The sequence below is a fragment of the Mycobacterium palustre genome, from assembly GCF_002101785.1.
Lineage (GTDB): Bacteria > Actinomycetota > Actinomycetes > Mycobacteriales > Mycobacteriaceae > Mycobacterium > Mycobacterium palustre.
The window spans coordinates 1-13,201 of record NZ_LQPJ01000113.1 but is presented as its reverse complement, the minus strand read 5'-3'; the positions used below and the strand labels follow the sequence as shown (position 1 = coordinate 13,201).

At 63.3% G+C, this 13,201-nt stretch carries 10 protein-coding genes; 2 read left to right on the top strand and 8 right to left on the bottom strand.

The genetic code is table 11. The features are described from left to right. Nucleotides 1-188: 188 nt before the first annotated feature. Nucleotides 189-740, bottom strand: a complete 552-nt coding sequence (locus tag AWC19_RS17815; protein ID WP_158090906.1) for a flavin reductase family protein — start codon at nucleotides 738-740, stop codon at nucleotides 189-191. A 366-nt stretch (nucleotides 741-1,106) separates the two neighbouring features. On the opposite strand from AWC19_RS17815, the gene AWC19_RS17810 reads away from it, so the two are divergent. Beyond that, the gene (locus AWC19_RS17810) at nucleotides 1,107-4,103 is read left to right on the top strand and encodes an AfsR/SARP family transcriptional regulator (RefSeq protein ID WP_142281272.1); all 2,997 of its coding nucleotides are present in this window, start codon (nucleotides 1,107-1,109) and stop codon (nucleotides 4,101-4,103) included. A gap of 21 nt (nucleotides 4,104-4,124) precedes the next feature. Here AWC19_RS17810 and AWC19_RS17805 read toward each other — a convergent pair whose 3' ends face one another. The 4 genes from AWC19_RS17805 to AWC19_RS17790 form a co-directional block, all read right to left on the bottom strand. Beyond that, the gene (locus tag AWC19_RS17805; protein ID WP_085079383.1) at nucleotides 4,125-5,534 is read right to left on the bottom strand and encodes an amidohydrolase family protein; all 1,410 of its coding nucleotides are present in this window, start codon (nucleotides 5,532-5,534) and stop codon (nucleotides 4,125-4,127) included. Nucleotides 5,535-5,621: 87 nt separating this feature from the next. Then, nucleotides 5,622-6,644 carry a fumarylacetoacetate hydrolase family protein gene (locus AWC19_RS17800; RefSeq protein ID WP_158090905.1) on the bottom strand — a complete coding sequence of 341 codons (1,023 nt, stop codon included), beginning with the start codon at nucleotides 6,642-6,644 and terminating at the stop codon, nucleotides 5,622-5,624. Then, complete coding sequence (locus AWC19_RS17795; RefSeq protein WP_158090904.1) at nucleotides 6,641-7,081, bottom strand: VOC family protein; 441 nt, start codon at nucleotides 7,079-7,081, stop codon at nucleotides 6,641-6,643. Before AWC19_RS17795 ends, AWC19_RS17800 begins: the two co-directional genes overlap by 4 nt. Then, a complete protein-coding gene (locus AWC19_RS17790) occupies nucleotides 7,078-7,947 on the bottom strand; it encodes an enoyl-CoA hydratase/isomerase family protein (protein WP_142281271.1) in 870 nt (289 codons plus the stop codon). The genes AWC19_RS17795 and AWC19_RS17790 overlap by 4 nt, the downstream gene beginning before the upstream one ends. A 231-nt stretch (nucleotides 7,948-8,178) precedes the next feature. Here AWC19_RS17790 and AWC19_RS17785 point away from each other — a divergent pair, with 231 nt between their 5' ends. Continuing rightward, nucleotides 8,179-8,964 carry an alpha/beta fold hydrolase gene (locus tag AWC19_RS17785; RefSeq protein ID WP_085079379.1) on the top strand — a complete coding sequence of 262 codons (786 nt, stop codon included), beginning with the start codon at nucleotides 8,179-8,181 and terminating at the stop codon, nucleotides 8,962-8,964. A gap of 131 nt (nucleotides 8,965-9,095) precedes the next feature. Here AWC19_RS17785 and AWC19_RS17780 read toward each other — a convergent pair whose 3' ends face one another. Genes AWC19_RS17780 through AWC19_RS17770 form a run of 3 tightly spaced genes read right to left on the bottom strand, consistent with a single transcriptional unit; the run spans nucleotide 9,096 to nucleotide 13,023 of the window. Continuing rightward, nucleotides 9,096-10,562, bottom strand: coding sequence for an MCE family protein (locus tag AWC19_RS17780; protein WP_085079378.1), 1,467 nt, complete (start codon nucleotides 10,560-10,562; stop codon nucleotides 9,096-9,098). A 2-nt stretch (nucleotides 10,563-10,564) separates the two neighbouring features. Then, nucleotides 10,565-11,659, bottom strand: a complete 1,095-nt coding sequence (locus tag AWC19_RS17775) for an MCE family protein (protein ID WP_085079387.1) — start codon at nucleotides 11,657-11,659, stop codon at nucleotides 10,565-10,567. 38 nt (nucleotides 11,660-11,697) lie between these two features. Then, entirely contained in the window at nucleotides 11,698-13,023 is a 1,326-nt protein-coding gene (locus AWC19_RS17770) for an MCE family protein (protein WP_085079386.1), read from the bottom strand. Nucleotides 13,024-13,201 lie beyond the last annotated feature (178 nt).

The window sequence follows — 13,201 nt, the reverse complement described above, 5'->3', positions numbered from 1 at the left end:
TCACGCAGCGTGTCCACCAACGCATCCACCCGCGACCGCACACCGGCCACCGTCAACTCGGCGTCAGCAACGGCCTCCGACATCGACAACTCCTCAATACCTTTTAGCGGACGGTGCCACACCGCCGCGGCGCTTCCTCTCGAACCATCCCTCACGCATGAAAATCCACGCAAAACCGGCCTGCGCTGCTAATGCCAACCCAGTTGCCAGATGTCGCTGTCCACCACGTGGCTGGGATCCATCCGGGTAAGGCGGCCGCCGCAAAAGACGAGCGGCCGGCAAGGACCGTTGGTGCGCACACCCAGCACCTCAATCAGCGAGAAAAGGTGATCCCCAGCTTCAAGGGCGGCTGTGGGCCGCCCGAAGACAGTCAGCGGTGCGCCTGCCAGAACCGGTACGTTGAACTCCTCGTCCAGGCTCCAACTGATTCGGTCGAAACGCGACTCCAGGGGCTTGCGGAATTCCTCGACGGTTTGCATGTCCGACTCGCGCAACACACTGCAGGACACCGTGTCGGCCTCCACTAAGTAGGGCACTGTTCGGGAGGTCCGCTCACCCAAGTAGCCGACGAGCAGCGGCGAAAGCGACACGGAAGTGAAAGTGCCGACGATCATGCCGATCGGCATGCCCTCCCGCATCGTCGCCACGACGATCACACTGGTGGGCACCCTTGACATCGCGATGCGAAAGGTGGCCGGGTCCGGCACGGTCGTCGGTGGCCGGTGCTGGTCGACCGTCATGATCGGCTCGATCCTGGCGTGCGCCTCAACTGTACCGGCGACCCGCGAAGCGTGGAGCGAACAAAGATCACCGTTTAGCCTTTCATCGCGATCTACGGCAGCGGTCAGCCATTCAGCTGCGTCACCTACGGCTGACCCCGTCATGGGGACGGCACGAAATGATGGTGACGACCGCGTCAAAATTCGTGCGAAAACCGCACCGACGGTCTTTGACGTGGTGTCTGACGTGTCCTTACCCCGTCGCAGTTGCACGGCCTGGGGCATCCGACCCTTAGCTCTCCTACCAGTCATTTCGCCTAGGTTTACAGTGTTTGTGCGGCGATATGTAATCGCAGTCACAGTCAGCGCTGACTAGATCGGAGCAGTGTGTCAATCAGCATCGACAACGAGTTTCTGATCCATGCCCGCACACGTATGCCTCTACTCGCGACGAGTACCGTTACTCGACCACGCGTCATCGACCTGATCTCAACACAGCTTGGGCCTCACAACATCGTCTGCGTAACCGCTACGGCTGGTGCGGGAAAATCCACCGCGGCGGCGCAGTACGCGCAATCCCAGAGCTCACCGGTGGCTTGGCTGCGTGTCGACGACGGCGACAGCGCGCCGGGACGATTCCTCGTCTACCTCGAACGCGCGATCCGGGCAGCACTCCCCGCGATCCCGGCCATGATTGCCGAGGCTCTCGAGCGGGGCATCTCACAGACGGATACGGCCGCGCTGCTCGCCGAAGCGATCGCTGACGAACCCTTGCTCGTTGTGATCGACGAAGTCGAGCACATCGCCGATGCGCCTGGCACCAGAGATGTGCTGTCAGCCTTCTTGAGTTATGCCGGATCGCAGACGCAAGTGATCCTGATTTCGCGCCGTAAAGTCGAACTCGGTTTGGCGCGAGCCGACATGTACGGGCGCATCGGCCACGTCTGCGAGAGCGACCTCGCCTTTTCCGTCGAAGAAGCCCATGACGCTCTTACCCAAAGCGATCGCTCCGACGGGGTCGACGCGGCCAGCGCGGTACGCGCAACGGGGGGCTGGGTCACCGGCGTGCTGTTTGAGGCGTGGCGTTCCGCGCACCATGTGCCGGGATCGGGAGGGGAGGCTGATCCGCTCAGCAGCTACCTGTCATCCGAGATCATGGCCGCGCTTGACCCGCAAGCGCAGGATTTCCTCATTCGCACCTCGGTTCTGGACTTCGTCTCGCCGCATCGGGCAACGCATTTAGGTCTTCGGCAGGCAGCCGAAACGATGCGCCGGCTCCATGAGGCACACCTGCCCGCGGAATTCGACGGGCCCGGCCGCATGCGCTGCCACACCAGATTCCGCGAATATCTCCTCGAACGATGGCTCGAACTCGATGAAGCGACGCAAGCCGACATCCGGTATCGCCACGGACAGCTTCTCGTCAGTGAACGCTGCTCCGAGGAAGCAGTCGGGGAGTTTCTGCGGGCGGGCGACGCCGCCCAGGCCGAAGATGTCGCCGCGGAAGTCATCTTGGAGGTCGCGCGTCGCGGAGACATTGAGGTGGTCGAAGGCTGGCTGCAGGCGTTCCGGCGTTGGCGGGTGGAATCCCTGCCTGTATTCATCGCGGCTGAACTGCTCGTCGCACTCGATCGCGAGGAGTTCGGGCGGGCCGCGCGCGCGGCCGATCGTCTTCGCGCCGCCAAGACGGCCTTCCCTATCGATTCCCGCCTGACATCGGTGATGGCGTGGGTGTACTTCGTAGTGGGTCGCATCGAAGACACCTACGCGGTGCTCGACACGGCGCCGTCTGATCCTCAGACCGCGGCCATGCGCTTTTGTATCGGGGTCGAACTCATCGACGACGACACCCACTACCGTGACCGCCCGGCCGACACCTATACCGAAATAGACGGCCTGTTGGCGAGGGTCGATCTGGCACATGGCCGATTCCGTGAGCTCGTCACCCATGCCGAAAGCCGCTTAACCGCGGTGCGTCTCGCCCAGGTTGGGGCGCTGGGCGCGCTGGGTCGCCTCGAGGAGGCGCAAAAGGGTATTCCCGTCGGGGTACGCGGATGGACATGCACCCGGATGCAGGTGGAACTGCTCGCCGAAAGTGGGCAGCCCGAGGAAGCATGGTCGGCACTGATCGCCGGCCGCGACCGCCTCGCCCAATCAGAGTCGCCGCTGTACCGAATGTTCGCCCTGCTTGCCGAAGCCAATCTGTCGCTGCGATTCGGGCGTGATATCGAACATGCCCGTGCCGTACTCCGCGCCGTCGAGCTCCAGCCCACCGCAACGCGCCGAGTGCGGGTCCTCGAACAGCTGGCACTGTGGAGGGGCCTTATCGCTTTGCTAGAGGGCGACACCACCGAGGCGGTCGTCCAGCTCGATGCCGCGGTCTCACTCATGACGAAATGGGATCGACGGTTGTTTTTGCCCATGGCAGCGGTTTACCTGTCCGAGGCGCAGTGGCGCGCCGGCGATGAAGATCTCTCGGATGCCGCGGCCGATTTGGCTCTCCGCACCGCCCTGGAAACTGGGGCCATGCAGCTGTTGAGTAGTTCACTGGCGGATTTTCCGGCTGTCCTGTCACGACACCTAGACATCGAGGAGGATCCCGACGGCCCGTGGCACGACTTGGGCCGCACCCTGATCATCAACGCTGAAACGTCCGAGGTGGTCCGACCGGCAACCGTGGCGGTCGATGAGCGCGAGGTCCCGGCGATTGTGATTGACGGACGCCGGCACCCCGTCAAGCTGGTCAAAAGTTTGGAGTTGTTGAGCTACCTTGCTGCGTCCGGCGGAAGCGCCCATCGCGCGGACGTCATCGCGGCGTTGTTTGACAGCAAGAGCGACCAAGCCGCCAACGCGTATCTGCGGATTGCAGTCAACGGAATCCGCGAGCTCCTCGACGATCCGGACTGTCTGCAAATTTCCGACGGGCATGTCCAATGGAAACGCGGCATTCTGACGAGCACCTACGTATCGACGATGGCCGCTTACCGGCGCCTTCGAACCGTGAACGGCTCGGAGCGCCTCGACTTGGCCCTAAACCTGCTCAAGGAAGTCGACGGGAAACCGATTCTGCAGGGAGCCCGATCCATCTGGGCGCTCGACCACCAGCAGCGATGGGCTGCGTTGGTTCTTGACATCTGCCACACCGCCGCCGAGGCGGCGTTCGACACGGCCCGCTACGGTCTCGCCCACCGTCTCGTGCAACAGGTTCTCGCCCGCGACGCCTACCGCGAACGGGCGTGGCGTCTGTCGATGAAGATCGCCTCGGCCGTCGGTGACACCGACCGAGTGATTGCTGCCTATCGTGGCTGCGAGGCGGCTCTGCGCGAACTGCCGGCCACCCCGGCACGAGCCACACAAGATCTACTGAACCAGCTACGCGCCTGACACGCTCAACTACGGCGATGTTCAGCCCTTGTGGGCGTCACCCGTCCGGCGGATATAGGGATCGGGGAACCATTCGCCCGTCACGCTCACCGATCGGTGGCCGTCGTCATATGCGCGACGCACCACAGTGTCGCGGGCCTGCTCGGCGAGGCGGCGAATCCGGGCGACATCCGCGGAGAGCACGCCGTCACGTTTGACGAATTTGCCTGCTACCAAAACGCTTTCGACGTCACCAGCATGCGATCCTAAGGCGACGGCGCCGTAAAGATTGTTGATCGGTGCGTGATGGAGCGTGTCGGCTCTGAGGAGCACGATATCGGCCTGCTTACCCGGTGTCAGGCTACCGATGAGGTCCGACTTCCAAACCGACCGGGCTCCCTCAATGGTGGCCATTTCCAGCAAATCGCGGGCAGTGACCTGGAGGCGCTCGGGCATCGATTCCGCCGACTCGTGCTGGCGGGCGCGCTCGAGTGCCGCAAGGGTCCGAAATGTGCCGAACATGTCGCCTAGGGCGTTGATGACGATGTCGATGCCCAGGCTGGGGCGCAACCCGAGTTCCATCAGGCGGCTGGCTGCGGGGAAGCCCAGCCCGAAATGCGCCTCGCTGTCCGGAGTCACCGATGGGGGCGGGCATCCGGCGTCGGCCATGATCCTCAGTTCCTCGTCGGTGGACTGGTTGCAGTGGACGAACAACATGTCTGGACCGATCAGTCCGGCTTCGTTGAGGACGATCACCGGCGCGTCGTTGGCTGCCAAGCGTGCGCCGTTGCCGACGTGGATGCTCATCTTGAGGTCGAGGTCGCGGGCCAACGCGACGTCTTGGTGGGTCACCGTTGGCGTGGTGTACTCCGGTCCGCGGACCGACAGCGCCATCGTCACCAATCCCGTGTTGGCATTGAAGTATTGGGTTCGTATCCGCTTGGCTAGGTCTGCGTCCGACGCGACATCGCTGATGGGCAACCACAGCGCGTTGGGATCACCCAGTCCGAACAACACCCGGCCGCCGGATTCCTTGAGAGCCAGGACCGCAGCATCGGCGCATTCGGGGGTGTTGATGTTGTGCGACCAGTCGAAAATGGACGTGATGCCCATGTCGAGCGCTTCGACTACTCCGACGAGGTTGGCCGCATAAATTTCATCCGGGCCGAAGTAGCCGCCCAGCATGGCCCGGATCCCCGAAAAATAGTGCGAGCCTTGCCAATCGGCGGCGACGTTGCGCAATACCGATTCCCACACGTGCCGATGCGTGTCGATGAATCCAGGCAGCGCGATACGACCCGTGGCCTCAACGATCTCGCAGTCGGTGGCATCGATAGTCGGCGCGACTTCGACGATCTTCGAGTCGTATATCAAAAGATCGCCACTGTCCAGCACACCGATCGCGGGGTCGGCGCTCAGAATGGTTGCACCCGTGATCAGAAGGCGTTGCATAGCTCATATCTCCTCCCGGTACCGAACTCCTCGGAGGGCCCTTAGACTGCGTCGCCCGCGACAGGCGGCGTGGCGGCGCCGTGTGGTTCACCGAAGAAATTTGACCGTCGCGGCTTCACCGTCTGCCGTGCGACTAAGTGGTTTCGGATGCCACCCCGCTGCAGCTGGCTGACCGAGACGGTTTCGCAGTGTGCCCAGTTGGTCGATCTCGAGTTCGATCACGTCACCTGGCGACAACATGCGCTCGATTTCTACCGTTGACCCGCCATTGCAGGTGCCGGTGCCCAATAGTGCGCCCGGCCTCAAGATTTCGCCCTGCGAGGCCCATGCCACTATTTCGGCGACCGACCACACCATCTCCGCGCTAGTGGTTTCGCACCAGGTCTCGCCGTTGACCCGAACGCGCATTCCGAGGCCGGACTCATCGATCTCATCGAGTGAGGTCACCAGGGGTCCCGTGACACAGGCGAAGTGCTTTCCTTTCGACGGCCCGAGCCCACCGGCCATCTCGCGCGCCTGGATATCGCGCGCACTGACATCGTTCAGAATGGTCAACCCCAACACGTGGTCCAGGGCGGTGTCGGGCGTGAGATCGGTGCCGGTGCGACCGATGACGATGCCGAGCTCGAGCTCGTAGTCGAGCCTTTCGGTGTACCCCGGCCATGGAATCACGTCGTCAGGGCCGAGGAAGGAGCGCGGATCACCGGCATAAGAAATCGGCAGCTCGTACATGATCTCCGGCACGGGCTTGCCTTGCCACTTGTACCCGAACGAGAAGTGCCGCTCGAACACCATGAAGTCGCGGTAAGTGATCGGGTCAAGGGCGTTGGTCAGCACCGGCTCGACGACCTTTGCCTCATTTGGCCGCTCGTCGAGCGTTCGCTTCATCGCGTCGGCAAAGACATCGCCGCCGCCAAGTGCTTGGGCCAGGCTGCTTGGCACCAGCGCCGCGGCCAGCCGGTTCGCCGACTCCACCGTAGCGCCCCGCTGCAGGGCATGCAGCCGGACGGCCGTGCGTAGGTCGTACCACGCATCGTCGTCGGGCGCGGCAACGAGGATTCTCGCGCTTTGCCCGTCCGGGCCGTCAACCGTGCGCCGAGCGATCTTCACGACGGCGAAGCCAGCGTTTGCAGTTCCGCCGGCAGGGGGTCGTGGGGGATCGGCCATGCCGCTTGCAGCAGTTCCAGTCGGACCCCGTCCGGATCGCGCACGAACGCAACTTTATTGAGGTCGGTGCGCCCGCCGGGGTGAAACGGAGCCGCCTCGGGCTCGGTTCCGTGTGCCTCCCGCAGCGCGGCAAGGGTGGCGTCCAAATCGTCGACTTCCAGGGCCAGATGCCCGCTGCCGGTGCTGCGGTCATATGCAGGGTCGGTGGTGTCGTTTGCCACCAGCTCTAGTGCTAGCTCGTCGCCATCTGTCATGTAGAGCAACGTGTAGCCCGGACCCATCGACAGCGTTCCGGTGTGTTCGAGCCCGAGGGTGCGGTAGAACGCGACCGACTTGACCGGGTCGGCGACTCGGATGTTGGCGTGGTGAATGCGGGTCACGATGTCCCCTCTCCGTTCGATGACTTGAGGTTGGCGATGTCATAGCCCTTTTCGGCCATGCCCCAGTAGCCATGCACGCCCCAGCACTCGTGCGCCATACCGTTAGGCAGTTCCTTCACCAGCAGTTCCCGCCAGGGCTGCACGAGCAGCGCGCGGGTCATGAGGCGCGTCGAACGGGCACGCGGCTTGAACACCGTGCGCGCGATCTCCCACGCCCGCTCGAGGATTTGGTCGTCGGGCACGACCTCGGCCACCAGGCCCAGTTGCAGTAACGTTTGCGCATCCATCGTCTGCCCGGTCAGCAGAAAGTGCTTGGCGCGGTTGATCCCCATGAGCTCTCGGAAGATAGTTTGCACACCATCGCCGGGAACGATACCCATCCCGGTGTAGTGGCCATCGGCCATCACCGTGCTCTCCGTGGCGATCACGATGTCGTTCAGCAGCGCGAGCTCCTGATGGATGAAGAATGGTCCGTTGATTGCACCGATGACGGGAATCTCCAGGTTGAGCAGAGCGAACGGCTCGTGCACCTGGTCGAGGTACCAGAAGTCGTAGCCGCGGTCGAAGTTCATATCCTGCCGGAATCCGTACCGCTCCCAGCCCTCGGGATCCATGCTGTCCAAGAACTTCTCGCCGGTGCCGGAAAAGATCAGGATCTCGTTGTCGGGGTCGTGATGGACGTCGGCGAGCGCCGGGATGAACGCGCGGTGCAACTCGAGACTCCATTTGGCGGAATCATGCTCGGTGTGCATGCACATCTCGAGGATGCCGTCTTCACGCTTGAACGTAAAGTATTCGGACCATTTGACGCTGTAGTCCTCGAAGTAGGTGCGGTACATCTGTTTGCGTGACCATGCGTCGGACACGGTGCTCCTCACAAGTCTGTCGGCAGCTGCGCAGCGCAGTGTCCGACGTGCGATTCCATCCCGGTGATCGTTTCCCGAGCCGCGAAATATGGCCGAAATGGTTACCTAGACCACATTTCGATCGGCTTTCGCCGCAGCACGTACTCTTCGCGAGGACACTGGCGGCCGACGATCGCGGGTGCAATGAGTGGTCGGCAGGCTGGTTCGGTCGGCATGTGCAAAGGAGTTGCGGTGGGTGTTCCCGAAGTCACGGGTGTCGACTTTGGCGGTCCAGGCTCTGCACCGCTCGTCGTGCTAGGCCCGTCATTGGGCACCTCGGCGGCCACCCTGTGGGGTTCAGTCGCGCAACTTTTGGTGCGGAACTTTCGCGTTATCGGGTGGAATCTGCCCGGCCACGGCGGCGCGCCGTCGGCGGCACAACAGTTTTCGGTTGCCGACCTTGCCTGCGGTGTCCTGTCGTGCGTTGACCGGCTGGCGACGACTACGGTTTTTCACTACGCCGGAACGTCGATTGGTGGGTGCGTAGGTCTCCAGCTGGCATTAGACGCACAACCACGCGTGAGAACGGCAACGTTGTTGGCGACGGGGGCATCCGTCGGTGCTCCAGCGGATTGGCGCGAGCGTGCCGACATGGTGCGCCGTGCCGGCACCGCCGCCATGTACGCGGCATCCGCCGAACGTTGGTTTGCGCCCGGATTCACCAGCCGTGAACCCGAGGTCAGTTCGCGCCTGCTCCAAGCGCTGCTGGACACCGACGATGACGCGTATGCGCGGGTTTGCGAGGCATTCGCGACGTTCGACTTCACGGCGTGCCTGTCACGGATCTCAACGCCGGTTCTGTGTATCGCGGGGGCGCATGACCGCGCGACTCCGCCAGAAACGTTGCAGCGGTTGGCACTTGGGGTCCAACGAGGGAGGCTGGAAGTGCTTCCCGCCGCAGGCCATCTGGCTGCCGCTGAAGATCCCGCACGCGTGGCCGACTTGATCACTCGTACGGCAGATGCCTATCCGGGGTGAGCTTGGGCGTGCGGCACCCCGTCATCGACTGCTTTGCGAGGACCGCTGCACCACAGCATATTTCGGTGTGATGATGCCACCCTCACCGCAGAGCGTTGCCCGGGTTGACGCCAGCCACACGTAGTATGGGGTCACCCTCCTGGAGGCACCAACATCGCCTGCCATGACTTCGGTCCCCCACCATTTGCCAGGTCAGTCTGGGTATGGATGCTTCCATCCGGCGCCACATATCTTCCGGTTGCTGGATCGTAGGGAGCAACGGGAATGGCCTCGGACGGAGCTGTAGGCGGCGCGGAAGCTGTTGGCGGTGCCTGCGGTGGCGTCCCATTTCGCGGCTGGGGAACCGGTTGGCCCGACAACGTGGCGTTCGGATCACCCTTCCAGTTGAAGCCGTCGTTGAGAGGAACATATTGCTCGTCGCTTTCGCACATTTTGACCGTCGGGGCCCGCTTTCCCGGCACCGATAGGCACGGGTAGTTGCGTGCCCCACGGGCATTCAACGGTGAGTCCTGCGGGATCCGACAATAAATGTCGCCGGCGGGGCGGTCGGGTGCATCCACCAGTGCGGCGGAGCGCCGCTGCTGCGGCGGGAGGAATCCGGTCGCGCAGACGGGTGGGAGGTTGATGTTCAATGCGAGGTCGAGGTTGAGGCCTCGATAATCCTGCTTGGTATTGAGGTTGGGAATGGCCGTGGCCTGCAGTTCGGCGACGTTCTGCGGCAGTACGACGAGCAACTGTTCCAAGGCCGGTTGGTAGGTCACCGCGACTTGACCCACGCTGACCAGGTTGGCCAATAGCGTTGGCAAAGTCGGCTTTAGCCGGTCAAAAAGCGCGTTGGCCCGGTCGACGGCGGGACCAAGGTTTTTCAGCACGCCCGCTACGGCGCTGTCGTGTTCAGCCAGCCCACCGGTGATGGCCGCGAGGTGCTTGGCCCAAGCGCCTATCGAGTCGGAGCTGTCGATCTGGGAATCCAGGAGCGGTTTGGACTGTTGGATCAGCGTCACCAACGGATCGAGATTGGCACGCGCGTCGATGGCCAGCTTGGTCGATCCGTCCACGATGCGGGCCAATTCAGGGCCCAGCCCACCCACGGCGGTGTAGCTCTCGTCGAGAACGGTGGTCAGGTTGTCTTTCGGTATGACTTGCAGCCCGCGATTCGTGGTGTCCAGCAAGGTGTTGATGTCGGCGGGAATGCTGGTTTCGCTCTCGGGGATCACATCACCGTTTTTCAGAGGTGGCGCGTCGTCTCGGCGCGGCAGGAGCGCCACATACTGCTCGCCGAGCGCGGTCACGCTGTGCACTTCCGCGCGCAAGTCGTCGGGGATGTGGACTCCTGACTCCAGTGAGAGTTCGGCCTCGACACCGGCGGGGGTGAGGCGCACATCGCTGACGCGGCCTATGTCGGCTCCGCGGTAGGTCACCACGCTGTTGTGGTAAAGGCCTGCCGAGTCGCGAAGTTTCAATGTCACGCTGTAGCGGCCGACGCCGAACCAGTAGGCGGGCAGATTGGCGTAGCCGAAGACCAAGGCGCTGGCGACCGCGACGGAGATACCGGTGAACACCGCCAGTTGCACTTTGATCCGCCTGGGCATGTACATGGTTATGGCCCCTGATCGAGGTGGTAGGGAACGGTGAGGGGGTTGGCGTTGGTCGCCGGGCTGGGTGGTTGACCGATAGTGCGTCCCCACTGAAGTTCCAGCGTGGTCAGGTTGCCTTCGTAGCGCGTACCGGTGAGCAAGTTGTTGTCGAGGCGGCTGAGCGTGAGGTCCAAAACGAGGGTGAGGTTGGCGTAGTCGCCGCGATACCAGTTCTGGATGGTCTCCTTGGGCCAGGGATAAGTTGAAAACAAGCTCAGCGACCTGGTAAGGGCGGGCCCGGCGTCAGCCAGCGAGCGCAGCACCGGCTCCAGGGTGCTGACCTCGGCGACAAGGTTTTTTTTGGTCTTATTGACCGTGTCGACGGTCACCGCGCTGAGTTGACCGAACTTGGTCAGGGCATCGGTCAGCTGCTCGCGCCGTTGCGCAAGAACCTGTAACGCGTCGGGGATGGTGTGAAGCGCCTTGTCCACCACGGGCTTTTGCGCGGCGAATTGGCCGGTCAACCGGTTGAGGGCGTCGGTGGCCGCGATGATATCTCCCGTCTGGTCGTCGAGGCGGCCCGAGAAGTCGTTGAGCTGATCCAACAGGCCACGCAGATCGTTCTCGCGGCCGGCGAACGCGGTGCTCAATGCGGCGGTGATGTCTTGGACTTGACCGATGCCGCCGCTACCGAGCAGCAGCGACAGCGAGGACAGGGTCCGCTCGGTGGTTGGATAGGCACCCGCGTTCGAGAGCGGAATGAGCGAGCCCTCGTGCAATCTGCCATGCGGCGGTTCTTTGGTGGGCCCGGCAAGTTCGACGTGCAACGACCCCAGCAGGCTGGTCTGGCCGATTTTGGCGGTGCAGTTTGCGGGTAGATCGACGTCGCCGTCGAGGCGCATCGTGACCACCGCGTGCCACCCTTGGCGTTCGATCTTACGGATGGTGCCGACATTGACATCACCGACACGTACCCGCGAATTCGGTTGCAGATTAGTCACATCCGGCAACTGCGCCTTCACCTCGTAAGACCCCGGCCCTTGTCCGTGGGTGCCCGGCATCGGCAGGGTGTTCAAGCCGTGCCAACCGCAGCCGGTCAGGCAAGACACCAGCAGCATGATGAGCGCCGCCGCGCAGGCGCGGCGCCGGACGGCGGTCACGGAGTACCCCCTGCCGGTGGCACCATGAGCCCGGGCAACCCGTCGGCGGGTTTGGTCGGCTGAACCGGGGTGTTTACCGGCGAGGCGACAGGCAGCTCCGGCGGGGGCGGCGGCGAGTCGGGTGCGGGCGCCGCAGCCGGAGGCGACGGCCGGTGGTCGGGACGCAGCCAGTCCTCGCTGTAGGTGAGCTCGTTCGGACGGGCCATCGCCCCCACGACCGGGTTGATACCCAGCGGAAGATAGCTGTACTGCCGGTTTTTGATGATCGGCGCTAGGTATTGCGCACATAGTTTTGATGATTGATCGGCGTTGAGTCGCGACGCGGCCTGAACAGCACCGCAAATGAATCCAATGGTGTTGGAGAACTGGTTCACCGCGAGTATGCCGGTCAACGATCCATGCGCCGGGTAGAAGATGTTGCTGACGTTCTGCGCCACGTTCGGCGCGACATGCAGTATCTGCTTAACCTCGTCGAGGCTGGCCACCATCATGTTGGTAACCGATGTCAGTTTGTCCGAGGTGGTGCCCAACGCCTCTTTGTTGTCGGCGATGAACCGCCCGAGGTCGGCGGTGGTGGCGTCGATGTCGGCGACCGCTTGTCCGATCTCGTCGGGATCGTTGGCGAGCGCCCCGGTCACCGAGGCGAGGTTGACATTCAGTTGGCGCATGAGGTCGGCGCTGGACTGCAGCGCCGATACGAGGGTCGCGAGGTTCTTGGCGCTGCTGAAAATGTCGTCGCTGTGATCCCCTAGCGCTGATAACGCCCGCGACAGCTCCAGCGTCGCGTCGCGGATGTTCTGACCTTGCCCCCGCAGATTATTTGCGGCGGTGTTGATCAGCTTCCCAAGCGGACTCGTCCCGTCGGGCTGGGTGGGTTGGAGCGCGTCGGACACCTTCTGCAGTTGCTTGCGCAAATCGTCGAATTCGACGGGCACGGCGGTACGGCTTTGCGGGATTACCGCGTTGTCGGCGAGCGCTGGTCCGGTGGTGTAGGCGGGCGTGAGCTGGATGGCGCGCGCCGTCACCAGTTGCGGGGAGATGATGACCGCCCTGGCGTTGGCGGGCACTTTGTACTTGTCGTTCACCCAAAAGCTGATTTTCGCTCTGGTCGGTTGCGGTTCGATCTTGTCGATTTTGCCGACCTTGACGCCGAGGATCAGGACATCGTCGCCTGGATAGATACCGTTGCTGTTGTTGAAATAAGCGGTAATCCGGGTGCGCGCGGCGACCGACTGCCCGCGGATCACCTCCACGATTCCCGCAATCAGCACCACGCTGAGAACGGCTATCAGCAGCTTTTTGAGGCGCGGTTTGGTCTTCACATCGATCACCGTCCGGGCTCGTGGGATGTCGTGTCGGTGGGGGGCTGCGCCGAAGGAACCTCACCCGGCGCCGGAACAAAGAGATCATGCGGTGGAAGCGCCGGTGGCGCGCCGGTGATTGGCGGAGCCGGTGGCCCGGGAGGGGGGCCGCCCGGTGGGGGCGCCGGCTCCGCCAATC

Excerpts from the sequence above, each read along its gene's own strand:
- AWC19_RS17815 (WP_158090906.1), bottom strand. The coding sequence starts at position 740 with ATGACGGTCGACCAGCACCGGCCACCGACGACCGTGCCGGACCCGGCC.
- AWC19_RS17805 (WP_085079383.1), bottom strand. The coding sequence starts at position 5,534 with ATGCAACGCCTTCTGATCACGGGTGCAACCATTCTGAGCGCCGACCCC.
- AWC19_RS17780 (WP_085079378.1), bottom strand. The coding sequence starts at position 10,562 with ATGTACATGCCCAGGCGGATCAAAGTGCAACTGGCGGTGTTCACCGGT.
- AWC19_RS17775 (WP_085079387.1), bottom strand. The coding sequence starts at position 11,659 with ATGCTGCTGGTGTCTTGCCTGACCGGCTGCGGTTGGCACGGCTTGAAC.